This window comes from Streptomyces sp. NPDC059917 (assembly GCF_042730635.1).
Classification (GTDB): Bacteria; Actinomycetota; Actinomycetes; order Streptomycetales; family Streptomycetaceae; genus Streptomyces.
In genome coordinates this window covers 4,464-27,161 of sequence record NZ_JBHWLC010000099.1, presented here as the reverse complement: position 1 = coordinate 27,161, position 22,698 = coordinate 4,464, and the positions used below count along the sequence as shown (strand labels likewise).

Sequence of the window (22,698 nt, the reverse complement as noted above, 5' to 3'; positions counted from 1 at the left end):
GACAACACCAACTCCCGCTCAACCTCACCCAACAACTCCACCCCACCGACCCGCACCGACGGATCAGCCACCACCTGCTCCAACAACCACACCCACCGACCCAACAACCGCTCCACCGACCCACGATCGAACAGATCCGTCGAGTACTCGACGAGGACCTCGATGCCGGACGGACCGGTCGCCTCGTCGTGGTGTTCGGTGAGGGAAATGAGCATGTCGAAGCGCGAGGTGCCGGAGCCCAGGACCTCCGCCTGCACCTGGAGGCCCGGGAGTTCGAACTCCCCGCCCGGCGCGTTCTGGAGGACCAGGGCGACCTGGAAGAGGGGGTGGTGGCCCGTGGAGCGCTGCGGGTTCAGCAGCTCCACCAGGTGCTCGAACGGAACGTCCTGGTTGGCATAGGCCTCCAGGCTCGACTCCCGTACGCGTTCGAGCAGTTCGTCGAAGGTCGGGTCACCGGAGGTGTCCGTGCGCAGCACGAACATGTTCACGAAGAAGCCGATGAGGTCGTCGAGCGCCTCGTCGGTGCGGCCGGCGACGCCCGCGCCGAGCGGGATGTCGATTCCGGCGCCGAGCCGGGTCATCAGGGCCGCCATGCCCGCCTGGAGCACCATGAACACGGTGCCGTTCGCCCGCCGGGCCAGCGCGACGAGTCGCCGGTGGAGCTCCGGGTCGAGTTCGAGGGTCAGCTGGGCGCCCTCGTACGAGGCCACGGCCGGACGTGCGCGGTCGGTGGGGAAGGTGGCCACTTCGGGAACTCCGACGAGCTGGTCGCGCCAGTACTCGACCTGTCGGGACAGCAGGCTGAGCGTGTCGGACTCCTCACCCAGCAGTTCGCGCTGCCAGAGGGTGTAGTCGACGTACTGGACGGGGAGTTCCTCCCACTGCGGCGCCGCGCCGCGCGTGCGTGCCGTGTAGGCGGCGACGAGGTCGCGCGTCAGCGGCCCCATCGACCAGCCGTCGCCCGCGATGTGGTGCATCAGGAGCATCAGGACGTGCTCGTCGGCGCTGATCTCGAACAGCCATGCCCTGATGGGTATTTCGGTGGCCAGGTCGAAGGTGTCGCGGGCCACCTCCGCCAGGGCGGCGGGGAGTTCGGCCTCCGTCACGGACCGCTGCTCCCAGTCCAGCCGGACCTCCGACGCCGCCAGCACCAACTGGTGCGGCTCGCCGTCCGTCTCCGGGAAGACGGTGCGCAGGGACTCGTGTCGTTCCATCACGTCCAGCAGCCCGGCCCGCAGCGCCTCCGCATCGACCCCGCCGCTCAGTCGCAGCGCCAGCGGCATGTTGTACGTCGACGACGCGCCTTCCAGCTTGTGCAGGAACCACAGGCGACGCTGCGCAAAGGACAACGGGATCATGAGCTCATTCCTTCTTCTGGCGGAGTCGTCGAGTCATCGGCGAACGCGCGTCGGCGCCGAGCGGCGCCCGGGGACGTACGGCCGGTCGCGTCCCGGAGGCGGCACGGGACGGGGCAGGGCCCGCCGCGCGCGGCGGGCCCTGCGGGTGGTACGTGGTGAAGGGGTGGTGCGGTGGTGCGGTGGTGCGCGTGGTCCTGCTCAGCCGGTGGGGACCTGCCAGGACATGCCGTCGCCCGAGGGGACCAGGCCGCCGGACAGGAGGGGGTCCTCGTCGTTCAGCTCGTGTCCGAGGGCGGCGCGGGCCTGGACCCGTGCGCTCTCCTGCATGACCTCGCCGACGATCTCCGAGCGGAAGAACGGGGCGGGGCGGTCCAGGCCGGCGGCCGCGTCCGCGCCCGCCGCGTCCACGGCGCTGGCGAGCTGTTCCGCGGCGGTGACCAGTCGGCGGCCGGTCAGCGCGGCCTCGCCGGAGGCGGCGCCGCCGACGAGCTCGACGAACGCCTCGATGTCCGTCTCGCCCGTCTTGGTGATCTTCTTGGCCTGCCAGAAGTACGAGTCCTCGTCGTGGTGCAGGTCGTAGAAGCCGACCAAGAACTCGTAGAAGAGCCCGTACTCGCGGCGGTAGCGCTGCTCGAACTCGGCGAAGCTGCGCTCCTCCTCGATCTCTCCGGCCAGCACGCTGTTGATGGAGCGGGCGGCGAGCAGACCGCTGTAGGTGGCGAGGTGCACGCCGGAGGAGAACACCGGGTCGACGAAGCAGGCGGCGTCGCCGACCAGTACCAGGCCGGGGCTCCAGAAGGTGGTGTTGGAGTACGAGTAGTCCTTGCGCACCCGGATCTCGCCGTACGGTCCTTCGGTGACCCGACGGGCCTCGGAGAGCATGTCCCGGATCTCCGGGCAGCGGTCGACCAGCTTGAGCAGGGCCTTCTCCGGGTCGCCCTTGATCTGGTCGGCCCGGTCCCGGGCGATGACCGCACCGACGCTGGTCAGGGTGTCGCTGAGCGGGATGTACCAGAACCAGCCGTCGTCGAAGGCGGCCGAGAGGATGTTCCCGCTGCGCGGCTCGGGCAGTCGCTTGCCGCCCTCGAAGTATCCGAAGAGGGCGACGTTCTGGAAGAACTCCGAGTAGACCCGCTTGCCGCCGGTGTGCTTGTGGATGTTGCTCAGGTTGCCGGAGGCGTCCGCCACGATCGTGGCGGAGACCTCGTGCACGTCGCCCCGGGCGTCGGTGTAGCGCAGGCCGGTGACCCGCTCGCCGTCCTTGACGATGTCGTTGACGGTGGATTCCTCGCGCACCTCCACCCCCTTGCGGCGGGCGTTGTCCAGGAGGATCTTGTCGAACTTCATCCGCTCGACCTGGTAGGCGTACGACGTCGGGCCCGCGAGCTTGGGCGAGATCGCGAAGGCGAACGTCCAGGGCTCGGGGTTCGAACCCCAGCGGAAGGTGCCGCCGAGCTTCTTGGTGAAGCTCGCGGCCTCCAGCTCTTCGGTCACTCCGAGCATCTTGCACACGCCGTGCACGGTCGCCGGGAGCAGCGACTCGCCGATCTGGTACCGGGGGAAGGTCTCCTTCTCCAGGAGCAGCACGCGGTGTCCGCGCATCGCCACCAGGGTGGCGAGCGTCGACCCGGACGGTCCACCTCCGACCACGATGAGGTCGAAGTGTTCGGCAGTTGACGAGTTCACGATCAGGTTCCCCCTGGTAGGACGACTGGGTCCATTCCCCAGGAACGGGCGGGCCTTGTCCACCCTTCGCCGGCCCGTGTGTCAGGTGCGCCGCGCGGCGGGAGCGACCGGCGTGAAGGACACGGGAAGGCCCTTCAGGAAGCGGAAGTTGATGCTGTCCTGCCAGGTGGGACGGGGTTCCAGCAGGCGCAGGTCCGTGGTGCGCGCGAGCAGTCGGCCCAGTGCGATCTCCACCTCCGCCACCGCCAGCGAAGCGCCCAGGCAGTAGTGGATCCCGTGCCCGAAGGAGAGGTGGTCCGCCGATCCGCGGGTGATGTCGACCCGGTCCGGATCCTCGTACTTCAGCGGATCGTGGTTGCCCGAGCCCAGGACCAGGGTGACGGATTCCCCGGCCGCGATCCGGTGTCCCCGGACGTCCAGGTCCACGAGGGCGACCCGGGTGGTGAACTGCACGGAGCTGTCGTAGCGCAGCAGCTCGTGGGCCGCCTTGGTGGCGAGTTCCGGCTGCGCGCGCAGCAGCTCCAGCTGATCGGGGTGTCGGAGCAGGGCGAGGACGGCGTTGCCGATGAGGTGGGTCGTCGTGGCCTGGCCGGCGTCGATGAGCAGCAGGAAATTCGCGAACACCTCGTCCTCGGTGAAGTCGCCCTGTTGGAGCTGCTCGGCGATCATCTGGGTGAAGAAGTCGGTTCCGGTGCCGTCGCGGCGCGCCTGCGCGCCTTCGTCGAAGGCGGCGCGCAGCGCCGTGACGCGGGGGATCTCCTTGCGGGACTGGGCGAACAGTTCCAGCAGCAGGCCCTGCCAATTGGCCAGCAGGTGCTCGGCGTGTGCGGGCACACCGGCCATCCGCCCGATCACTCCGCGGGTGAGGGGTTCGGAGAAGTCGTGGATGACGTCCATCCGGCCCGAGGCCTCGACCCGGTCCAGCAGCTCGTCGGTGAGCTCTTCGATCACCGGGCGCATGGCGCGGATGAAGCGGGGCGTCAGCCCCGGGCGTATCAGGTGCCGCAGCCGGGTGTGGCGCGGCGGCTCGTGGAAGACCATCATGTCCGCCAAGGCGTCCTTGAGCGGCTGCAGTTCTGCGCGGGCGTCGGCCGGGAGCGAGTCGTGGAAGCTCTCGATCCGCGCTCCGGAGAGCCGCTCGTCCTTGGACAGGGCGCTGATCTCCTCGTATCCGAGGACCACCCAGCTGCGCATCCACTTGTCGTAGTGCACCGGGCTGTTCTGTCGAATTCCCCGGTAGAAGGCGTAGGGGTCCGCGGCCAGTTCGGGGGTGAAGAGTTTGAGCAGGCTCGGCGCCTCTTGCACGGGCATGTTCGACCAGCCTTCTGTGGAATCGGAAAAGGGCCGCGGAGCTTCTTTCGAGGCCCTGGAAAAGGTGGAGTTCGGTGCGCGATCAGCCGATGTGGCGGCGGCTTCCGGCGGTGGAACCAGTACGGGAAAAGCCCCGTTCGGACCCGCTCGGACCGCTCGAACGCTACCACTGCGACCGGTTCCGCACGGCGTTCTCGCTACCTGACAGATCGGTTGCCGGAGGGTGGACATCCGCTGCGCGTTCCTGGGGAATGAGGGCATGTTCCGCTGCCGGCGGCCGGCCGCCGGTCCACCTTGGAGGCTGGCTGATCGTGTCCGAACTCGTTGACGTGCCACAGGCATTGGCCTCGGTCGGTGGGATGGGGAAAGCGCTGTTCACAGGGGGTCGAACGGCTTCCGGTCAGCCTTTCTGGAATGCCCAGCAGCCCTCGCCGATGCCCTTCCACCGATATGCCCGGGAGGGGAGCCGACTGCCCCGCGGGTTGGCCGACCGGCGGTGGCCCGGTAGGGAGATCGGGCAGGCGCCGCTGTGGGCTTCGGTGGACCTGCGCGACGGAAATCAGGCGCTCGCCAATCCCATGGACGCACGGCGCAAGGGGATGATGTTCGACCTCCTGGTGCGGACCGGATTCAAAGAGATAGAGGTCGGTTATCCGGCGGCCAGCGCGGCCGAGTTCGATTTCGTCCGGGACCTGATCACCCAGGACCGCGTTCCCGATGACGTGACCATCGTCGTGTTCACTCCCGCACGCCCCGAGCTCATCGACCGCACCTTCGAGGCGATCCGCGGGGCGAAGCGCGCGGTGGTGCACCTGTGCCTCGCGACGGCTTGTCTGTGGCGCGACGTGGTGTTCTCCATGTCGGCCGCGGAGCTGCGGGGCTTCACGCTGCGCGGCGCCGAGCACGTGGCTGCCCGCGCGGCCGGAATGCGGGGATCGGACCTGCGTTTCGAGTACTCCCCCGAGACCTTCAACGTGACCGAACCGGAGTTCGCGCTGGAGCTGTCCAACGCGGTGGCCTCGGTCTGGGACGCCAGTCCGGACCGACCGGTGACGCTGAACCTGCCGACGACGGTGGAGACCGATTCGCCCAACGTCTTCGCCGACCAGGTCGAGTGGATGCACCGCAATCTGGACAACCGCGGTTCGCTCATCCTGTCCGTCCATCCGCACAACGACCGCGGTACCGCCGTCGCCTCCGCCGAGCTGGCGCTGATGGCCGGCGCGGACCGGATCGAGGGCACCCTGTTCGGCAACGGCGAGCGGACGGGCAACGTGTGCCTGGCCACCCTGGCGCTGAACCTCTTCAGCCGCGGCGTCGACCCGCAGCTCGACTTCTCCGACATCGACGCGGTCCGCCGTACGGTCGAGGAGGGCATCCAGATGGCCGTGCCCCCGCGTCACCCGTACGCGGGCGACCTGGTGTACACGGCGTTCTCGGGCACGCACCAGGACGCGATCGGCAAGGGGCTGGTCGCCCTGGAGGAGCACGCCGCCCGCACCGGCCGCCCGGCGGCCGAGCTGCCCTGGGAGGTCCCGTACCTGCCGATCGACCCCAAGGACGTGGGGCGGAGCTACGAGTCCGTGGTCCGCGTCAACAGCCAGTCCGGCAAGGGCGGGGTCGCGCAGGCCCTCAAGACCCACTACGGGCTCGACCTGCCGCGCGCGCTGCGCGTCGAGTTCGCCAAGGAGGTGCAGCGGATCACCGACGCGACCGGGCTCGAAGTCACCCACCAGCGGCTGTGGGAGATCTTCACCGACACCTACGTCGAGTCCCGGCCGGGGCTGCTGCTGAAGGACGTGCGGGAGTCCCGCGCGGCGGACCGCAGCACCGTCTCGCTCTCGTGGGTCGAGCGGGGCGGGGACGAGAGGACCCTCGGCGCGAGCGGCGACGGGCTCGCCGACGCCCTCGTGGCGGCGTTGCGCGGTGCCGGCCGGCAGCTGGAACTCCAGGATGTCGCGGCGCAGGAGCTGGAGGACGCCGCCGGACGGCGCAGCGTCGTCTACGTTCGCGTCGAGATCGCCTCCGAGGTCGTCCACGGCGTGGGCCTCGACGCCGATCCGGCCGTGGCGACGGCCACCGCGCTCCTGAACGCCGTCAACCGGCACGCCGCGGGGAAGGTGGCGCCATGAGCACCCGCACCGGCGCTTCGGGCGGCGCGCCGATCCTCCACGCCGCCGCTCCCACGGCCGCTTCCGTCACCGGCGGCGTCCTGCTCGGGCTGGCGGTCGTCCTCGGCGTCGCCTACGCCTTCGGCCGGCTCGCCCAGCGGGTCCGCCAGCCCGCCGTGGTCGGGGAGATCGTCGCCGGACTCGCCCTGGGTCCCAGTCTCCTCGGGCTGCTTCCGGGAGACCTGACCGGAGCGCTCTTCCCCGCCGAGGTGCGCCCCTTCCTCCAGGTGCTGTCCCAACTCGGCCTGGTGCTCTTCATGTTCGGGGTCGGTTACCAGCTCGAGCTGAACCACCTGCGGGGCCGCGGCCCGCAGGTGACGGCCGTCTCGCTGGCCTCCGTCGTCCTGCCCTTCCTCCTCGGCATGGGTCTGGCCGTCGCGCTCGAACCCACCTTCATCACGGCGGAGTTGCGGGTCGACGGCCTGCTGGAGCCGGCCCTGTTCCTCGGTGTGGCGATGTCCATCACCGCGTTTCCCGTGCTGGCCCGGATCATCGACGAGCGCGGTCTGAACAAGAGCCCGCTCGGTGCGCTGGCCCTGGCCTGCGCCGCGATCCAGGACTTCCTCGCCTGGTGCGTCCTGGCCGTGGTGGTCGCCCTGGTCCAGGCGACCGGCTGGGGACCGCTGGGATGGCTGGCCGTCCAGTCGGCGGCGTTCGTCATCGCACTACTCCACGTCGTGCGGCCCGGCCTGCGGTGGCTGCTGGCGCCCGAGCGGCGGTGGGCCGGCGCCCCCGCCACCCACGCGGCGCTCGTCGTCGGGCTGCTGCTGAGCGCGTGGGCCACCGAAGGGATGGGCCTGCACGCGGTGTTCGGGGCCTTCGCCTTCGGCGCCGTGGTGCCGCGGCGGCACGTCGACGCCGTCGCACCGCAGGTGCCCGAGCGCATCGAACAGACCAGCCTCTTCCTGCTGCCCGCCTTCTTCACCGTGACCGGGCTCTCGACCGACCTCGGGGCCCTCGGCCCGCAGGGCGCCTTCATGCTGCTCGCCGCGGTCGCCGTGGCGTGCGCGGGGAAGTTCGCGGGCGCCTTCGGCTCCGCCCGGCTCACCGGGGCGACGGCGCGCGAGGCGACCGCGCTGGGCATCCTCCTCAACGCCCGCGGCCTGACCGAACTGGTCATCCTGAACGTGGGGCTGTCGCTGGGGGTCCTGGACTCCAGGATGTTCACCGTGATGGTCTTCATGGCGCTCATCACCACCGTCATGACCGGCCCCCTCCTGCAGTGGGTGCGACCCTCCGAACCGGGCCCGCCGCGCAAGCGCCGGACGGTCCCTTTTGCGCCGGACGGACGGCTTCGGCGGGAGAACCCCTGATCGCGGCAGTAGACTGAGCGGCTGTTTGGTGCTGGACCGGAACAACCCTGGCAAACCTGGGCTCCACCGGCGACCCGGACGTTTCCGGGACCGAGACTCGAGGGCCGATGGCAGCCACACCCGAGAACGGTGAACTGACCCTGCTCGTCGACGGGAGCACGGAGCCCGGAGCACGGGAGCGGGGGGACGGCGGCAAGTCCGCGCTCTTCGGCGCGGGGCCCGCGGCCCCGACCCGCACCCTGATCGACGTCTTCGAGGCCACCGTCCGCGCGCACCCGGACGAGCCCGCCCTGGACGACGGCGCCGAGCGGCTGACCTACCGGGCGCTGGCCGTCGAGGTCGAGCGGCGACGGCGCGCCCTGGCGGCCGCCGGAGTGGGACCGGGCGACCGGGTCGGCGTCCGGGTTCCGTCGGGGACCAACGAGCTGTACGTGGCGATCCTCGCCGTCCTCGCGGCCGGCGCCGCCTACGTGCCGGTCGACGCGGAGGACCCCGACGAGCGGGCGGAGCTGGTCTTCGGCGAGGCCGGGGTCCGGGCCGTGCTCGGCGCCGGGCACCGGATCGACCTCACCGGGCCCGTGCGCGGTCCGGTCGCCGCCGCGCGCCCCGGCCCCGAGCACGACGCGTGGATCATCTTCACCTCCGGATCCACCGGCAGGCCCAAGGGCGTCGCCGTCAGCCACCGCAGCGCCGCGGCCTTCGTGGACGCCGAGGCCGCGCTGTTCCTCGTCGAGGAGCCGATCGGGCCCGGCGACCGGGTGATGGCGGGACTGTCGGTCGCCTTCGACGCCTCCTGCGAGGAGATGTGGCTGGCCTGGCGCTACGGCGCCTGCCTCGTGCCCGTACCGCGCTCCCAGGTGCGCAGCGGCGCCGATCTCGGCCCGTGGCTGATGGAGCAGGAGATCACCGTGGTCTCCACCGTGCCGACGCTGGCCGCGCTCTGGGAGCCCGAGGCCCTCGACGAGGTCCGGCTGCTGATCTTCGGCGGCGAGGCCTGCCCGCCCGAGCTGACCCAGCGCCTGGTCACCGAGGGGCGCGAGGTCTGGAACACCTACGGCCCCACCGAGGCCACCGTCGTCGCCTGCGCCTCGCTCCTCACCGGAGCGGAGCCGATCCGGATCGGCCTGCCGCTGAACGGCTGGGAGCTGGCGGTGGTCGACGAGTCCGGCGAGCCCGTCCCGATGGGCGGCAGCGGACAGCTGGTGATCGGCGGCGTCGGCCTGGCGCGCTACCTCGACCCGCAGAAGGACGCCGAGAAGTACGCGCCCCTGGAGTCCCTCGGCTGGGAGCGCGCCTACCGCAGCGGGGACCTCGTGCGGGCCGAACCCGAGGGGCTGGTCTTCCTCGGCCGCGGCGACGAGCAGATCAAGCTCGGCGGGCGCCGGATCGAGCTGGGCGAGGTGGACTCCGCGCTCCAGGCCCTGCCCGGCGTCGCTGGCGCGGCCGCGGCCGTCCGCACGGCCCGCAGCGGCAACCAACTGCTCGTCGGCTACCTCGTCACCCAGGAGGGCTGGGACCGCGCCGCGGCCGTCGAGCGGCTGCGCGCCGAGCTGCCGGCCGCGCTCGTGCCCCTGCTCGCACCGGTCGACGAACTGCCGACCCGGACCTCCGGGAAGGTGGACCGCGACGCCCTGCCCTGGCCGCTGCCCGACCTGGAGACCACCGGCCCCACCGAACAGCTGTACGGGACCGAGGCCTGGCTCGCCGAGCAGTGGAGCGAGACCCTCGGCGTGGCCGTCAGCGGCGGCGCCGACGACTTCTTCGCGATCGGCGGCAACAGCCTCGCCGCCGCCCAGCTCACCACCCGGCTGCGCACCCGCTACCCGCGCGCGGCCGTCCTCGACATCTATCAGCAGCCCACCCTGCGCAAACTGGCCCGCCGCCTGGAGAAGTCGGTGCGGGACGACGGCGCGGCCCGGGTCGTCGCACCCGTGCCGCCGCGGTCCCAGCTCGTGCAGTCGCTACTGCTGCTCCCCCTCTTCACCCTCGTCGGGCTGCGCTGGACCGTGGCGCTGCTGGCCGCGGGCAACGTCCTGCACCGGTTCGGGTCCTACCCGTGGGCGCCCACCGCCTCCTGGTGGCTCGTCGGCGCCGGCGCGCTGCTGCTGTTCAGCCCGCCGGGCCGGCTCGCGATCGCGGCGGGCGGCGCGCGGCTGCTGCTGCGCGGGGTCACGGCGGGGCACTACCCGCGCGGCGGCAGCGTGCACCTGCGGCTGTGGACGGCCGAGCGGCTGGCCGAGTACGCCGGTGCGACCTCGCTCAGCGGCTCCTGGCTGGTGCGCTACGCACGGGCGCTGGGCGCCAAGGTCGGTCCCGACGTGGACCTGCACGCGCTGCCCCCGGTGACGGGCATGCTCAAGCTCGGCCGTGGCTGCGCCGTCGAGTCCGAGGTGGACCTCGCCGGCCACTGGCTGGACGGGGACCGGCTGGAGATCGGCCCGGTGAAGGTCGGCGCCGGCGCCGTCGTGGGCACCCGCAGCCTGCTCTTCCCCGGCGCGCGGGTGGGCAAGCGGGCCGAGGTGGCCCCCGGCTCCGCGGTGGCCGGCCAGGTCCCCACCGGCCAGCGGTGGGCGGGGGCGCCCGCCGTCAAGCTCGGCAAGGCGAAGCACAACTGGCCCGGGAACCGGCCGCCGCGCCCGCTCCGCTGGGGCGCCGCCTACGGGGCGTCGGGGTTCTGCCTGACGGCCCTGCCGGTGCTGGCGGCCCTGCCCGCCCTGCTCGTGGCGAGCCGCTTCGTGCCCGCCGACGCGGGCGGCGGCGCCGCCCTGCGCGGGGCGCTGCTCGCCGTCGTCCCCGGGGCGCTGGCCTTCGGCTGCGCCTACGCGCTGCTGCTCCTGATCTCCGTACGCCTGCTCAGCCTGGGGCTGCGGACCGGCGTCCACCCCACGCACAGCCGGATCGGCTGGCAGGCCTGGACGGTCACCCAGCTGATGGACCTGTCCCGGGAGACGCTCTTCCCGCTGTACGCGGGGCTGATCACGCCGGTGTGGCTGCGGCTGCTCGGCATGAAGATCGGCCGGGGCGCGGAGGTCTCCACCGTGCTCGCGCTGCCGAGCCTGACCACCGTGGGCGAGGGCGCCTTCCTCGCCGACGACACCCTGACCGCCCCTTACGAACTGGGCGGCGGCTGGATCAGGATCGGGCACTCCGCGATCGGCCGCCGGGCGTTCCTCGGCAACTCCGGCATGACCGCGCCCGGCCGCAACGTGCCGGACGGCGGCCTGGTCGGCGTACTCTCGGCGACCCCGAAGAAGGCCAAGAAGGGCAGTTCCTACCTGGGGCTGCCGCCGGTGCGGCTGCCGCGGTCCACCGCGGACGCCGACCAGAGCCGGACCTACGACCCGCCCGCCCGCCTGCTGTGGGCGCGCGGCCTGGTCGAGCTGTGCCGCCTCCTCCCGGTCTTCTGCTCGACGGCGCTGGCCGTGGTCACCGTGGCGGCGCTGTGCGCGCTGAGCGCCCCGGGCGCGCTGGGCGCCGGGGGCACCGCGCTGCTGTCCGGGGCGGTGCTGCTCGCCGCGGGCGCGGCCGCGGGCACGGTCAGCGTGGTGGCGAAGTGGCTGCTGGTGGGCCGCCACCGGACCGGCGAGCACCCGCTGTGGAGCGGTTTCGTGTGGCGCAACGAACTGGCCGACACCTTCGTCGAGGTGCTCGCCGTGCCCTGGCTGGCCGGATCGGTGCCCGGTACCCCGCTGCTGACCCTGTGGCTGCGCGGACTCGGCGCGCGGATCGGCCGGGGCGTGTGGTGCGAGAGCTACTGGCTGCCCGAGACGGACCTGGTGGCGCTGGGCGACGCGGTCAGCGTGAACCGGGGCTGCGTGTTGCAGACGCACCTCTTCCACGACCGGATCTTGAGGACGGATACTGTGGTGCTCCACGAGGGCGCCACCCTGGGCCCGGGCGGGATCGTCCTGCCCGGGAGCACGATCGGCGCCCACAGCACACTGGGTCCCGCCTCGCTCGTGATGGCCGGTGAATCCGTACCCGCCGGCACCCGTTGGCTGGGCAATCCGATCGAGGCGTGGCGGACCTGAGAGGGCCCGGGCACAGCGCAGGGAACGGGAAGCGTCAATGAGCGGCCAGACGACCACGGCATCCGACCCGTACTTTCCGGCCAACGGAGACCCCCGCTACCGCGTGCACCGGTACGAACTCGCTCTGGAATACCGCCCCCGCCCCAACCGGCTCGCCGGGACGGCCCGGATCAGCGCGATCGCGGGCCGGGCGCCGCTCACCGAGTTCCACCTGAACCTGGCCGAGTTCAAAATAGGGCGGGTCCTGGTCGACGGCCGCCCGGCGCACTCCGTGCATCGGGCCGGAAGGCTCCTGGTGCGGCCGGTCAAGCCGCTGCCCGCCGGCACCGCCTTCACCGTGGACGTGCACTGGGTGGGCAACCCCAAGCCGGTCCGCAGCCCGTGGGGCGGGATCGGCTGGGAGGAGCTGACCGACGGCGCGCTGGTGGCCAGCCAGCCGGTCGGGGCGCCGTCCTGGTACCCCTGCAACGACCGGCCCGCCGACAAGGCCTCCTACCAGATCTCGATCAACGTGCCCTCCCCCTACACCGTGGTGGCCGTGGGGCGGCTGCTCACCCGGACGACGAAGGCCTCCACCACGACCTGGGTGTACGAGCAGCCCGCGCCGACCTCCAGCTATCTGGTCGGGCTGGCGATCGGTACCTACCAGACCGTGCTGCTCGGGGACCCGGGGCTCGGCGGCGTGCCGCAGAGCGCCCACGTGCCGGCGCACCTGCTGACCCGTTTCTCCCGCGACTTCGCCCGACAGCCCGAGATGATGCGGCTGTTCGAGGAGCTCTTCGGCCCCTATCCCTTCGGCGAGTACGTGGTGGTCGTCGCCGACGAGGAGCTGGACGTGCCGGTGGAGGCCCAGGGGCTCTCCCTCTTCGGCGCCAACCACGTGGACGGCGCCCGCGGTTCGGAACGCCTGGTCGCCCACGAGCTGGCGCACCAGTGGTTCGGCAACAGCGTGAGCATCGCCGACTGGCGGCACATCTGGCTGAACGAGGGGTTCGCGAAGTACGCGGAGTGGCTCTGGTCGGAGCGCTCCGGCGGCCGCACCGCGCACGACCTGGCGGCTTCCGCGCACCGGCTGCTGGCCGGGCAGCCGCAGGACCTCACGCTGGCCGACCCCGGGCGCAAGCTGATGTTCGACGACCGGCTCTACCAGCGCGGCGGACTCGCCGTGCACGCCGTCCGCTGCGCCCTGGGCGACGGCCCGTTCTTCCGGATGCTGCGCGACTGGGCCACCGCGCACCGCCACGGCGTGGTCAACACCGCGGGTTTCACCGCCCATGCGGCCCGCTATGCGACCGAGCCGGTGGAGGACCTGCTCGCCGCCTGGCTGTACGAGCCGACCCTCCCGCCGCTGCCGGCGGCGCCCGTACCGTCTTCGACACGGGCACCGGAACCGGCGCGGCCCGCGTACCCGCCGTCGAACGGCGAGCCCGCGGGCCACGGCAGGGCCTGATCAGTTGTTGGAGCCGACCGTGTTGTTGTGACCGGCGTTGAAGACGTCGTCGGCCGCGAACTGGGTCCAGTTGCCGAAGACCAGCGTGTACGAGTTGCCCTCGGGGATGATGACGTTCACATCGGCGCTGGCGGCGGAGGCACCACCCAGGACGACGGCGAAAGCGGCGAGGGCGGTCAGTGCGGAGGCTACGGAGCGCATGGAAGTGCCTTTCGTAGGGGAACGTCGGCGTATGGGAAGGCCCCAGTCAACGGGGTGGGCACCACGCGGCACACGGAGCCACTCCGGGCGCGCTCCCAGAGCAACCGCTTTGTACCAGTGACCCCGACGCACGAAATGGGATCCCCTTGAACACCGCCAGCACCACGAGCACCTCCAGCACTACGAGCACCACGGGCACGTTCCCCTCCCGACGGACGGCCCTCGCCTGGGGCGCCGGTGTCGGGGCCGCGCTGGCGGTCGGCCCGTTCGCGGGCGCCAGCGCGTACGCCGCCTCGGCCGACCCCGACGGCACCGACGGCTCGCTCGGCCTGCGACTGGCCGCCCTCGAACAGCGGTACTCCGCACGCCTGGGGGTGTTCGCGCACGACACGGGGACCGGGCGGAGCGTCCGCTACCGCGCGACCGAGGCCTTCCCGATCTGCTCGACCTTCAAGACGCTGGCGGTCGCGGCCGTGCTGCGCGACCTCGACCGGGACGGGGAGTTCCTGGCCCACCGCATCCGGTACACCGAGGAGGACGTCACCGCGTCGGGGTACGCGCCGGTCACCGGCCGGCCCGAGAACCTCGCGGGCGGCCTGACCGTCGAGGAACTCTGCGCCGCCGCGATCCGCTACAGCGACAACGCCGCCGCCAACCTCCTCCTGCGCGAGCTGGGCGGGCCGGACGCGATCACCCGCTTCTGCCGGTCGATCGGAGACCGGACGACCCGCCTCGACCGCTGGGAGCCGGACCTGAACTCGGCCGAGCCCTGGCGCACGACGGACACCTCCACGCCCCTCGCCCTCGGCCGGACCTACGCACGCCTCGCCCTCGGCACGGCCCTCGCGCCGCCGGACCGCAGGCGGCTCACCGAGTGGCTGCTGGCCAACACCACGGGCGGCGCGAAGCTCCGGGCGGGCCTGCCCGCCGACTGGCTCGTCGCGGAGAAGACCGGGGGCGGCAAGTACGGCACCAACAACGACGCGGGCATCGCCTGGCCCCCCGGTCGGGCCCCCGTCGTCATGACCGTGCTGACGACGATGCGCGCACCCGACGCCACGGCCGACAACGCCCTGATCGCCGAGACGGCGGCCCTGCTGGCGACGGCCCTCGGCTGAGGCGACCCTCAGGGAATACCCCAGGGGGGTATATGGTTCCCCCTGTGGGTCCGCGGGAGCGCGGTCCCTGGGGACGCGGGGACGCGAGCGGACGGGGATGACGGACATGGAGCACGGCACGCACGACCACGACACGCACGGGCACGGGACGCACGGGCACGGCCCGCACGAGGGACGCTCCGCACACGCCGGTCACCGCCCGGGCGGGGTCACCTGGGCGGCCGCCGCGAAGGCGACGCTGCACTGCCTCACCGGGTGCGCCATCGGCGAGATCCTCGGCATGGCCGTCGGCACCACCCTCGGGTGGGGCAACGCCGCGACCATGGCCTTGGCGATCGCCCTCGCCTTCGTCTTCGGCTACTCCCTCACGCTGTTCGCGATCCGCGGGGCCGGTCTGGGCGTGCGCAGCGCGCTCAAGGTCGCGCTGGCCGCCGACACCGTCTCCATCGTCGTGATGGAACTCGTCGACAACGGGATCATCGCCCTGGTCCCGGGTGCCATGGACGCCCATCTGGACGAGGCCCTGTTCTGGACCTCACTGCTCGGCGGCTTCGTCATCGCCTTCCTGCTCACGACCCCGGTCAACAAGTGGATGATCGCCCGCGGCAAGGGCCACGCCGTCGTCCACGGCCATCACTGACGGGTCCCGCCGCGCGAGGTAACGACCGTACGCCTCCAGCCCGTCCGGTACGAAGGGCCACTGCCGCACGGCCTCGCGCAGCTCCGGCTCGGTCAGCCAGCCGTACCAGGCGACCTCGCTCGGATCGGGTGTCAGCTCACCGGTGATCACGGCTTCGTGCACACCGAGCCAATACGGACCGATCGCCCCTCGGCACAGGAACCTGCACACGGGGCGCACGTGCGCGCGGACGCCCATTTCCTCGGCCAACTCCCGGCTCGCCGCCTGCTCGTAGGACTCGCCCACCTCGACGGCCCCGCCGAACATCACCTCGTAGCGGCCGGGGAAGCGGGCCCGGTGCTCGGGTCGCCGGTAGACCAGCACCCGCCCCTGCCGATCGCGGCACACGGTCGTCGCGACGCGGTGCAGCCAGCCCCGGCGCACGGCCTCCTCGCGGTCCACCACCGCCAGGATCCGATCCTGCTCGTCCACCCGCTCCACCCGTTCGTTCACGGCGCCCACGATCGCACGCGCCTGTGACAGTCCTTACGAATCGCGGACGGAGCACGGCCGCAGCGCCGCCGGGTGATGATCGGGGGCCGGGGCGATCCATAATCGACGCAGGACCGCCCGCGCGACCGGAAGGGGCTCTTCATGACGACACCTCGGGACCTGCTGATCGTCGCCACGGACATGGAGGCGGGTCGGCCGCTCGAACAGGGCGAGCTCTCGCTCGCGCTCGCCGGGGCCGAGGTGATCGACCTCCTCGCCGCCGGGACCGTCCTGCTGGACGGGGACCACATCGTGCCGGGCGACCGCCCCGCCCCGGACGACCCGCTGTTGGCCGGGGCCGCCGGAGCGCTCGTCCGCGAGGCGCCCCACGAGTCGGTGGCCGACTGGCTGTGGCGCCGGGGGCGCGGCCTGTCCGCGGTCTACCGGGCCCGGTTGGAGGCGGACGGGCAGCTCGTCCGCCCGCGCCGCCGGGGGCTCTCCTTCCGGGCGGGCGAGGCCGAGCTGGTCGATTCGCCCGCGCGCAGCGGGGCCGCGGACCGCTGGGCATCGGACGACCCCGTCCTGGCGACCCTCGCGGAGGCCCTCGGCGTCCTGCCCCGCGAGGCCCGGGCGGCCGACGTCGCCGACGTGCCAGACGACGCCGTGGCGACCGTACTGGCCACCGTCAGCGACGCACTGGTGGAACTGGCGGCCGTACGCCAGCGCCGCTCCATCGAGGAGGCGGCCTTCGACAACATCTGGCGCGGCAGCGGCGGCTGATGCCCGGGGCCCCCACAGTCGAGACACTCCTCGCCGACCCGGGGCTGGACATCGCGGGCCTCGGCGAGCTGCGCCTCTTCGCCTGTCCCGGGAACCCCGCGCACCCGGTGCGGCTCAACCTCCAGTAGCGCGGTCGGTGACGTGCGCGAGTACGGGCCATACCCAAAGCGATCCTTATGCATTTACGGCACAACCGCATGATGGCTTATGCTCCTCGTGTAGGCGGTACCCACACGAGGAGCACGGGGACGGGCATGGGCGACGGCGACGCGGGAACGGCCACCGGTATGCGGACGATCGGGCTGATCGGGGGCATGAGCTGGGAATCGACCGCCGAGTACTACCGGATCCTCAACGAGCGGACGCGCGAGCGGCTCGGCGGCCTGCACTCGGCCCGCTGCGTGCTCCACTCCGTGGACTTCGCGGAGATCGAGCGGTTCCAGGCCGAGGGCCGGTGGGAGGAGGCCGGTGAGGTGCTCGCCGGAGCCGCCCGGTCATTGGCGGCGGCCGGCGCGGACCTGCTGCTCATCTGCACCAACACCATGCACAAGGTCGCGGACACCGTCGCGGCCGCGACCCCGGTGCCGCTGCTCCACATCGCGGACGCCACCGCGGACGCCGTCCGCGCCGCGGGCCTGAGCCGGGTGGGGCTCCTGGGCACGGCCTTCACCATGGAGCAGGACTTCTACCGGGGCCGCCTCGCGGCGAGCGGTCTCGACGTCCTCGTCCCCGGTGCGCAGGCGCGTGCGCTCGTACACCGGGTGATCTACGAGGAGCTCTGCCTGGGCGTCGTCAGCGAAGCCTCGCGGGCGGCCTACCGGCGGGTCGTCGACGACCTGGTCGCCCGGGGCGCCGAGGGGGTGATCCTCGGGTGCACCGAGATCGAGCTCCTGCTCGGCCCCGCGGACAGCCCCGTACCGCTCTTCCCCACGGCCCGGCTGCACGCCGAGGCGGCGGTCGAGGCGGCGCTGGGCACCGGCTCCGCCCGCTGACCGGCCAGGCCGACCGGCCCCGGCGGCCGGGTCAGGGGCCGGGCGGCACCACGGCCCACGCTTCGATCTCGACCCGGAAGGCGGGGTTCACCAGCCCGGCGACCTGGACGAGCGAGCACGCCGGTGGCCGCTCGGGGTCCTGGTGCTCGTCGCGCACCCGACGGAAGGCCGGCAGGTCCCGCAGGTCCGTCAGGAAGACGGTCAGCTTGACCACGTGGTCGAGGGACGTGCCCGCGGCGCCGAGCGCGACGGCCAGGTTGGCGTACACCTGGCGCACCTGCGCCTCGGCATCGCCCTCGCCGACGGTGCGGCCCTCGCCGTCCACCGGGACCTGTCCCGACACCGCGACGAGGGGTCCCGTGAACGCCACGGCGTGGCTGTAGCCGTTCACCGGCGGAGCCCCCTCGGGGCGCGTGAAGTGCTCTGTCATCTCTCTCCAGTTCAGCGTCGCGGCCGCCGCGATCCGGCTCCCGCCGCGGTGGTGTCGATCATGCACTGCTAGTGTCGCCGCACGTGAGCGACAAGATGCGCAAGCAGTACGAGTCGATGCGCGACCACTACCAACAGGCCGCGCAGCACGCCGGGTTCACGCTTGGCCCGGGCCAACTGCACGCGGTGGAGCGGCTGTCCCGACTCGCCGGGGAACTCGCGGTCGCCCACGGCCCGTTCCGGCACCGCCCGCCGCGCGGCCTCTACCTCTGGGGGCCCGTCGGCCGGGGCAAGAGCTGGCTCGTGGACACCTTCCTGGACGGGCTCGCGGAGCCCCGCCGTCGCCGGTTGCACTTCCACGACTTCTTCCGCCGGTTGCACGAAGGCGTCTCCCCCGCGGCCGGGCGGCCCCGGTCGGGCGACGGCCGGTCGGCGGTGCGGCACAGCGCCGTCGACCGCGCGGTCGACGAACTGCTCGGGGACTGCCGGATCCTGGTCTTCGACGAGTTCCACGCGCACGACGCCGGGGACGCGATGTTGGTCGCCCGGCTCCTGCGCACCCTCCTCGACCGGCGCGTCACGCTCGTCACCACGTCCAACTACCCACCCGCCGGGCTCATGCCGGACCCGGTCCACCACCACCTCTTCGAGCCGACGATCGAGCTGATCCAGCAGCGGATGGACGTGCTGGACGTGGCGGGACCGACGGACTTCCGCCGACTGCCCCGACAGGGCGCGGCCGCAGGGCGCTTCGCCCAGGGTGCGGTGCTCGCGCGGCCGGGGGCCCCGCTGCTCGACGCCTTCGGCCTGACCTCTCCCCGGCCCGGCGAAGCCGTCCCGGTCGCCGCGCACCTGCGCGAGCTGCCCGCCCGCGCCGTGCGCGGCGACCTGGTGTGGCTCGACTTCGCCGAGCTGTGCGAGGGCAACACCGCGGTCCCCGACTACCTGGCCCTCGCCGACCGCTTCGACACCCTGGTCCTCGACGGGGTGCCGCCGCTGGTGTCCTGCACGCCGGACGGGCGGCAGCGGTTCGCGAACCTGGTGGACGTGTGCTGCGACCGGGACGTGCGGCTCTTCCTGCTCGGGGCCGATCCGCTCGCCGGGCTGCCGGCGGACTCCCGGCTGATGCGCGACCTGGACCGCACCGCCAGCAGGCTGGCGATGCTGCGCGGGGAGCGCGCCGTCAGCTCGCGGTGACCGGCGCGGCCGCCGCGCGGCCGCGCGGCAGGACCACGTCGGCCATGCGGCGCTCGGGGCCGCGGCGGCGCAGGTACCGGTAGCCGAGGAAGGCCGCCGGACCGAAGACGACCTGGGCCGGGATGAGCGCCGGTTCGTGGCCGAGCACTTCGGTGATGGCCTTGAGCACGACCACGGGCGCGACGGCGCCGAAGACGGTGACCAGCGCGAGCCCGACGCGCAGCCCGACCTTCCCGTACGCCTTGTAGGCGCAGGTGGTGAAGAGGGCGTACGCGAGCAGGTCGCCCATGCCCACCACGGCGCCCAGGTCGTCCCCGATGCGCAGACCGGCGGCCGGGGCGTACGGATAGCCCTGGACGGCGTCGGCCAGTTCCTCGGTCAGCGGCACGACCCAGGCGAAGAAGGCGTCGTACACGGTGAGGGCGAGGAGGAACCACGCGACGTTGGACAGCCGCATGCCGCCCTGCACGTTGAGGTTCGTGGCGGAGACGACGACCAGGACGACGACGCAGCTGTTCGCCACCCAGTACGGCGGCGCGGCCTCGCCGAAGGCCGAGTGGCAGACGTACACGCCCGCGATCAGGGCGGCGATCAGGGCCCAGCGCAGGCGGCCGTTGCCGATGAGGGGTTGGTAGCCGACGGACAGCCCGCCCGCGAAGACGAGGGCGAGCACGACCGGGAGGACCCCGCCGGGCAGCGCCAGGTAGACGTACGGCAGGGCCAGGACGAAGCCCATGATCACGAAGATGTCGCGGCCGTTGAAGACGCCGACCGGCGGGCGCGCCGCGCGGACGGTGCGGAAGTAGGAGACCGCTCCGGCGCACACGGCGAGCGCCAGGAAGCAGGTGACCGCGAGCTGGAAGAAGACGCTCATGCGTGGCTCCGGGTGAAGGTGTGCTCCGTCAGGTCGCAGCGGAGGGGGAAGCGTTGGGCGGCCTCTTCGTCGCTCAGGGGCAGGACCGTGACGTCCGCGTCGATGTGCTGCTCCCGCAGCCGCTCGGCGACTTCGGCCGCGGTGACCTCCTTGGCGGCGACCTCCACGTGGAGCCGGCCGTCGTTCCCGACGCTCGCCCGGTGACGCAGCGGGAACGGCAGCCCGGGGGTGCCGTCGAGGGCCTCCACGATGTCGCGCGGGGTCACGATGCCGTCGTCGGTGCGGTGCAGCAGACCGGCCTTGCCGAGGATGTAGGAGACCGCGGGGACCACCGACAGCTCGCAGTCCGGCTCGCCCTCCAGGGTGCGGACCACGTCACCGGTGTTGTAGCGCAGGACCGGCATGCACTCCCGGTAGGGGTAGTACGGCGTGACGGTCAGCGCGCCGAGGCGGCCGGGCGCGGCGGGCTCGCCCGTGTCCAGGTCGAGCACCTCCGCGTAACCCATGTTGGGGTCGATGTGCAGATGGCGCTTGCTACAGGTGCGACCGCCCACGGGCAGCAGCTCGGTCATGCCGAAGGCGTCGCCGACGACCTTCGCCCCGAAGGTCTCCCGCAGGGCGTCCATCAGGTTGCGCGACAGCATTTCCCCGCCGCCGTAGATCGCCCGCAGCCCGAAGTCGTCGGGGCCGTAGCCGCCGCGGCGTGCGGCGGTCACCAGCTGGCCGAGGTAACTCGGGGCGCCGGTGAGGATGGTGGGCTGGATGCCGTCCCGGCCGAGCAGGTGCTCGATGGACTCGTCCGGCGGTATCTGCCCCACGACGTGGCACGAGGCGTTGGCGAGCCGGCACACCGCGACGTCCTCCTGCACGGCGGCCGTGGCGCGGGAGCTCAGGTTGATCTGCATCCGGTCGCCGGGGCCGAGTTCGCCGCGCAGGACGAGGGACAGCGCGATCAGCGCGGGCCAGAGTTCCATCTCGTAGCGGGACAGCCAGATCTGGACGGGGCGGCCGGTGGTGCCGGTGGTCTGCGTCGCCAAGTACGGGGCGCTGCACAGGAAGTCGTCGGGGCGCTCGATCAGATCGGCCTTACGGGTCACCGGGATGCTGGTGAGCGTCTCGGTGGTCAGCGCGTCGAGGTCCACTCCCGCGAGCCGCTCGCGGTAGAAGGGCGAGCGCTTGGCGAGTTTGCGCACGGTCCGCCGGAGCGCGCGGTTCTGCAGGTCCCTGCGCTCGTCCGGGTCGGCGAACGGGCCGTCGGCCAGTTCGTCCACGTCGTCGCCCAACGAGCCGAACTCTTCGAGCGTGGCAAGGGCGTCGGCGACCAGTCGCTCCACGGCCCGTACGCTCAACCGCCGGCCGAACACCATGGACAGCGCCACGCGTACCTGCCGGACACCGGTCTCCAGCACTCTTGCCTCCCTTGGATGTGGCGAGGGGGTGGGAGCGGAATCCGCTCCCACCCCCCCATACGTGCCGTGTGTTAGCTGACGGAGCAGTACGAGAAGAACACCGACGTCATGGCACCCATGACGTACTTGAACTGCTTCGCGCTGGTCTTGATGGCGCTCATAGGAATCCTCCTTGTTTCGATCCGGCGAGACGGTTGTCAAGGCACCCGGAGGGCGTCGTAACGTCCGTCACTTGGCTGATGACACAGTGGCGCGATTTCGAAGCACGGGCAATGATCTAGTCCATTCAACGGACCGGCGGACGGGGGAGGGACACACCGCTCTACCCCCTGAGCTGGGACGAACGGGGAATTCTGGAACCATCCGATCGATGGGACCAGCGTGAGACGGGGGAACCTCTCATGGCTAGATCCAGTACAGAAGGCCGTGGCGTGCTCGAAGGCGCGTTCGCATTGATGGAGGTGCTCGCGCATGATGACGAGGTCGGATTGACCCGGTTGGCGGCAGACGCGGAACTGCCGAAGGCCACCGCACATCGACTGCTCGGGCAGTTGGTCGCACTGGGCGCGGTACAGAGCCGCGAAGGCCGGTACTGTTTGGGCCCGAGGACGTTCCGACTGGGGCAGGCATGGCACCCCGCGCGCACGCTCAGCGCGGCAGCGGCTCGACCGCTGCGTGAACTCGCCTCCACGGCAAGCGGTTTGAGCTTCAGCCTGTCGGTGCCCGAGGCGGGCCACACGATCGTCGTCGCCAGCATACGCGGCGAAGTGGACGATGTGTTTCCGCTCCGCTCCGGCGTGGTCCTACCGTCCGGGAGCGCGGCCGAGCTGGTCCTGGCCGCATCCACTCCCGTGACGCGGTACCCCGAGGGGTGGACGCGGGCCACCTGGCTGCGCGAGGTCGCACGGGCCCGCGAGGAGGGTCTGGCCTTCCAGTACGGGCAGTGCGTGGGCCCGCTGTCGTGCGTGGCCGCGCCGATCCTCTCGGCGTCGGGCCAGGTGGTCGCGGCCGTGGCCGCGAGCTCCCTGGACGGCAAGCGGATCGCCCCGCTCGGCGGGGCGGTGCGCCGTGCGGCGGCGATGATCAGCGCCAGTCTGGCCCGCGTACCGGCACCGCGCCCCGCGGTGAAGGCCCGACAGACCGTCACGGTCGTTCCGCACTAGGGGGATCGCCCGGTCGCCGACCGGGGGGCATCGGGGGGGGGGGGGGGGGGGCGGCGGGGGCCCCCCCCCCCCCCCCCCCCCGCGGGGGTTGTTGTAGACCCCAT

General features: G+C 72.3%; 19 protein-coding genes. 11 read left to right on the top strand and 8 right to left on the bottom strand.

Annotated features, from left to right (window positions below; all coding sequences use genetic code 11):
- The 3 genes from ACFWAR_RS34965 to ACFWAR_RS34955 form a co-directional block, all read right to left on the bottom strand.
- A partial coding sequence (locus ACFWAR_RS34965; protein ID WP_385786318.1) for a condensation domain-containing protein occupies positions 1–1,358 on the bottom strand: 1,358 nt, incomplete at its 3' end.
- Between the two features lie 198 nt (positions 1,359–1,556).
- Complete coding sequence (locus tag ACFWAR_RS34960; protein ID WP_385786315.1) at positions 1,557–3,044, bottom strand: tryptophan 7-halogenase; 1,488 nt, start codon at positions 3,042–3,044, stop codon at positions 1,557–1,559.
- A gap of 81 nt (positions 3,045–3,125) precedes the next feature.
- A complete protein-coding gene (locus ACFWAR_RS34955) occupies positions 3,126–4,355 on the bottom strand; it encodes a cytochrome P450 (protein ID WP_385786312.1) in 1,230 nt (409 codons plus the stop codon).
- Positions 4,356–4,789: 434 nt separating this feature from the next.
- Between ACFWAR_RS34955 and ACFWAR_RS34950 the strand changes: the two genes are divergently transcribed.
- From ACFWAR_RS34950 to ACFWAR_RS34935, 4 genes are all read left to right on the top strand, one after another.
- Complete coding sequence (locus tag ACFWAR_RS34950) at positions 4,790–6,487, top strand: 2-isopropylmalate synthase (RefSeq protein ID WP_385786309.1); 1,698 nt, start codon at positions 4,790–4,792, stop codon at positions 6,485–6,487.
- A complete protein-coding gene (locus ACFWAR_RS34945; protein ID WP_385786306.1) occupies positions 6,484–7,839 on the top strand; it encodes a cation:proton antiporter in 1,356 nt (451 codons plus the stop codon). The genes ACFWAR_RS34950 and ACFWAR_RS34945 overlap by 4 nt, the downstream gene beginning before the upstream one ends.
- A 107-nt stretch (positions 7,840–7,946) precedes the next feature.
- The gene (locus ACFWAR_RS34940; RefSeq protein ID WP_385786303.1) at positions 7,947–11,870 is read left to right on the top strand and encodes a Pls/PosA family non-ribosomal peptide synthetase; all 3,924 of its coding nucleotides are present in this window, start codon (positions 7,947–7,949) and stop codon (positions 11,868–11,870) included.
- A gap of 37 nt (positions 11,871–11,907) precedes the next feature.
- Complete coding sequence (locus ACFWAR_RS34935) at positions 11,908–13,320, top strand: M1 family metallopeptidase (RefSeq protein WP_385786300.1); 1,413 nt, start codon at positions 11,908–11,910, stop codon at positions 13,318–13,320.
- On the opposite strand, the gene ACFWAR_RS34930 is transcribed toward ACFWAR_RS34935, so the two are convergent.
- Entirely contained in the window at positions 13,321–13,521 is a 201-nt protein-coding gene (locus tag ACFWAR_RS34930; protein WP_385786297.1) for a chaplin, read from the bottom strand. It abuts the gene before it with no gap.
- 146 nt (positions 13,522–13,667) lie between these two features.
- Between ACFWAR_RS34930 and bla the strand changes: the two genes are divergently transcribed.
- Both bla and ACFWAR_RS34920 read left to right on the top strand, forming a co-directional pair.
- Entirely contained in the window at positions 13,668–14,639 is a 972-nt protein-coding gene (bla, locus tag ACFWAR_RS34925; protein ID WP_385786293.1) for a class A beta-lactamase, read from the top strand.
- Between the two features lie 106 nt (positions 14,640–14,745).
- On the top strand, positions 14,746–15,279 hold the full coding sequence (locus tag ACFWAR_RS34920; protein ID WP_385786290.1) for a DUF4396 domain-containing protein: 534 nt from the start codon (positions 14,746–14,748) through the stop codon (positions 15,277–15,279).
- On the opposite strand, the gene ACFWAR_RS34915 is transcribed toward ACFWAR_RS34920, so the two are convergent.
- The gene (locus tag ACFWAR_RS34915; RefSeq protein ID WP_385786287.1) at positions 15,175–15,771 is read right to left on the bottom strand and encodes an NUDIX hydrolase; all 597 of its coding nucleotides are present in this window, start codon (positions 15,769–15,771) and stop codon (positions 15,175–15,177) included. The two genes, ACFWAR_RS34920 and ACFWAR_RS34915, sit on opposite strands and share 105 nt — an antisense overlap.
- A gap of 141 nt (positions 15,772–15,912) precedes the next feature.
- Between ACFWAR_RS34915 and ACFWAR_RS34910 the strand changes: the two genes are divergently transcribed.
- The 3 genes from ACFWAR_RS34910 (at position 15,913) to ACFWAR_RS34900 (ending at position 17,522) form a co-directional block, all read left to right on the top strand.
- The gene (locus ACFWAR_RS34910) at positions 15,913–16,530 is read left to right on the top strand and encodes a GPP34 family phosphoprotein (protein ID WP_385786285.1); all 618 of its coding nucleotides are present in this window, start codon (positions 15,913–15,915) and stop codon (positions 16,528–16,530) included.
- Complete coding sequence (locus ACFWAR_RS34905) at positions 16,530–16,658, top strand: hypothetical protein (RefSeq protein WP_385786282.1); 129 nt, start codon at positions 16,530–16,532, stop codon at positions 16,656–16,658. The genes ACFWAR_RS34910 and ACFWAR_RS34905 overlap by 1 nt, the downstream gene beginning before the upstream one ends.
- A gap of 159 nt (positions 16,659–16,817) precedes the next feature.
- Complete coding sequence (locus tag ACFWAR_RS34900; protein ID WP_385786321.1) at positions 16,818–17,522, top strand: aspartate/glutamate racemase family protein; 705 nt, start codon at positions 16,818–16,820, stop codon at positions 17,520–17,522.
- A 31-nt stretch (positions 17,523–17,553) separates the two neighbouring features.
- Here ACFWAR_RS34900 and ACFWAR_RS34895 read toward each other — a convergent pair whose 3' ends face one another.
- Positions 17,554–17,952, bottom strand: coding sequence for a RidA family protein (locus tag ACFWAR_RS34895; RefSeq protein WP_385786279.1), 399 nt, complete (start codon positions 17,950–17,952; stop codon positions 17,554–17,556).
- Positions 17,953–18,035: 83 nt separating this feature from the next.
- On the opposite strand from ACFWAR_RS34895, the gene zapE reads away from it, so the two are divergent.
- Positions 18,036–19,148 carry a cell division protein ZapE gene (gene zapE / locus ACFWAR_RS34890; RefSeq protein WP_385786276.1) on the top strand — a complete coding sequence of 371 codons (1,113 nt, stop codon included), beginning with the start codon at positions 18,036–18,038 and terminating at the stop codon, positions 19,146–19,148.
- Here the strand turns inward: zapE and ACFWAR_RS34885 are convergent.
- Together ACFWAR_RS34885 and ACFWAR_RS34880 are read right to left on the bottom strand one after the other, a co-directional pair.
- Entirely contained in the window at positions 19,135–20,022 is an 888-nt protein-coding gene (locus ACFWAR_RS34885; RefSeq protein ID WP_385786273.1) for a hypothetical protein, read from the bottom strand. The genes zapE and ACFWAR_RS34885 overlap by 14 nt on opposite strands.
- On the bottom strand, positions 20,019–21,431 hold the full coding sequence (locus ACFWAR_RS34880) for a phenylacetate--CoA ligase family protein (RefSeq protein WP_385786270.1): 1,413 nt from the start codon (positions 21,429–21,431) through the stop codon (positions 20,019–20,021). The genes ACFWAR_RS34885 and ACFWAR_RS34880 overlap by 4 nt, the downstream gene beginning before the upstream one ends.
- Positions 21,432–21,862: 431 nt before the next feature.
- On the opposite strand from ACFWAR_RS34880, the gene ACFWAR_RS34875 reads away from it, so the two are divergent.
- Entirely contained in the window at positions 21,863–22,594 is a 732-nt protein-coding gene (locus tag ACFWAR_RS34875) for an IclR family transcriptional regulator (protein ID WP_385786267.1), read from the top strand.
- Positions 22,595–22,698: the final 104 nt, after the last annotated feature.

Bases quoted from the DNA above. Each gene is read 5' to 3' on its own strand.
- ACFWAR_RS34955 (WP_385786312.1), bottom strand. From the start codon at position 4,355: ATGCCCGTGCAAGAGGCGCCGAGCCTGCTCAAACTCTTCACCCCCGAA.
- ACFWAR_RS34950 (WP_385786309.1), top strand. From the start codon at position 4,790: ATGCCCTTCCACCGATATGCCCGGGAGGGGAGCCGACTGCCCCGCGGG.
- ACFWAR_RS34945 (WP_385786306.1), top strand. From the start codon at position 6,484: ATGAGCACCCGCACCGGCGCTTCGGGCGGCGCGCCGATCCTCCACGCC.
- ACFWAR_RS34940 (WP_385786303.1), top strand. From the start codon at position 7,947: ATGGCAGCCACACCCGAGAACGGTGAACTGACCCTGCTCGTCGACGGG.
- ACFWAR_RS34935 (WP_385786300.1), top strand. From the start codon at position 11,908: ATGAGCGGCCAGACGACCACGGCATCCGACCCGTACTTTCCGGCCAAC.
- ACFWAR_RS34930 (WP_385786297.1), bottom strand. From the start codon at position 13,521: ATGCGCTCCGTAGCCTCCGCACTGACCGCCCTCGCCGCTTTCGCCGTC.
- ACFWAR_RS34920 (WP_385786290.1), top strand. From the start codon at position 14,746: ATGGAGCACGGCACGCACGACCACGACACGCACGGGCACGGGACGCAC.
- ACFWAR_RS34910 (WP_385786285.1), top strand. From the start codon at position 15,913: ATGACGACACCTCGGGACCTGCTGATCGTCGCCACGGACATGGAGGCG.
- ACFWAR_RS34905 (WP_385786282.1), top strand. From the start codon at position 16,530: ATGCCCGGGGCCCCCACAGTCGAGACACTCCTCGCCGACCCGGGGCTG.
- ACFWAR_RS34900 (WP_385786321.1), top strand. From the start codon at position 16,818: ATGCGGACGATCGGGCTGATCGGGGGCATGAGCTGGGAATCGACCGCC.
- ACFWAR_RS34895 (WP_385786279.1), bottom strand. From the start codon at position 17,952: ATGACAGAGCACTTCACGCGCCCCGAGGGGGCTCCGCCGGTGAACGGC.
- ACFWAR_RS34885 (WP_385786273.1), bottom strand. From the start codon at position 20,022: ATGAGCGTCTTCTTCCAGCTCGCGGTCACCTGCTTCCTGGCGCTCGCC.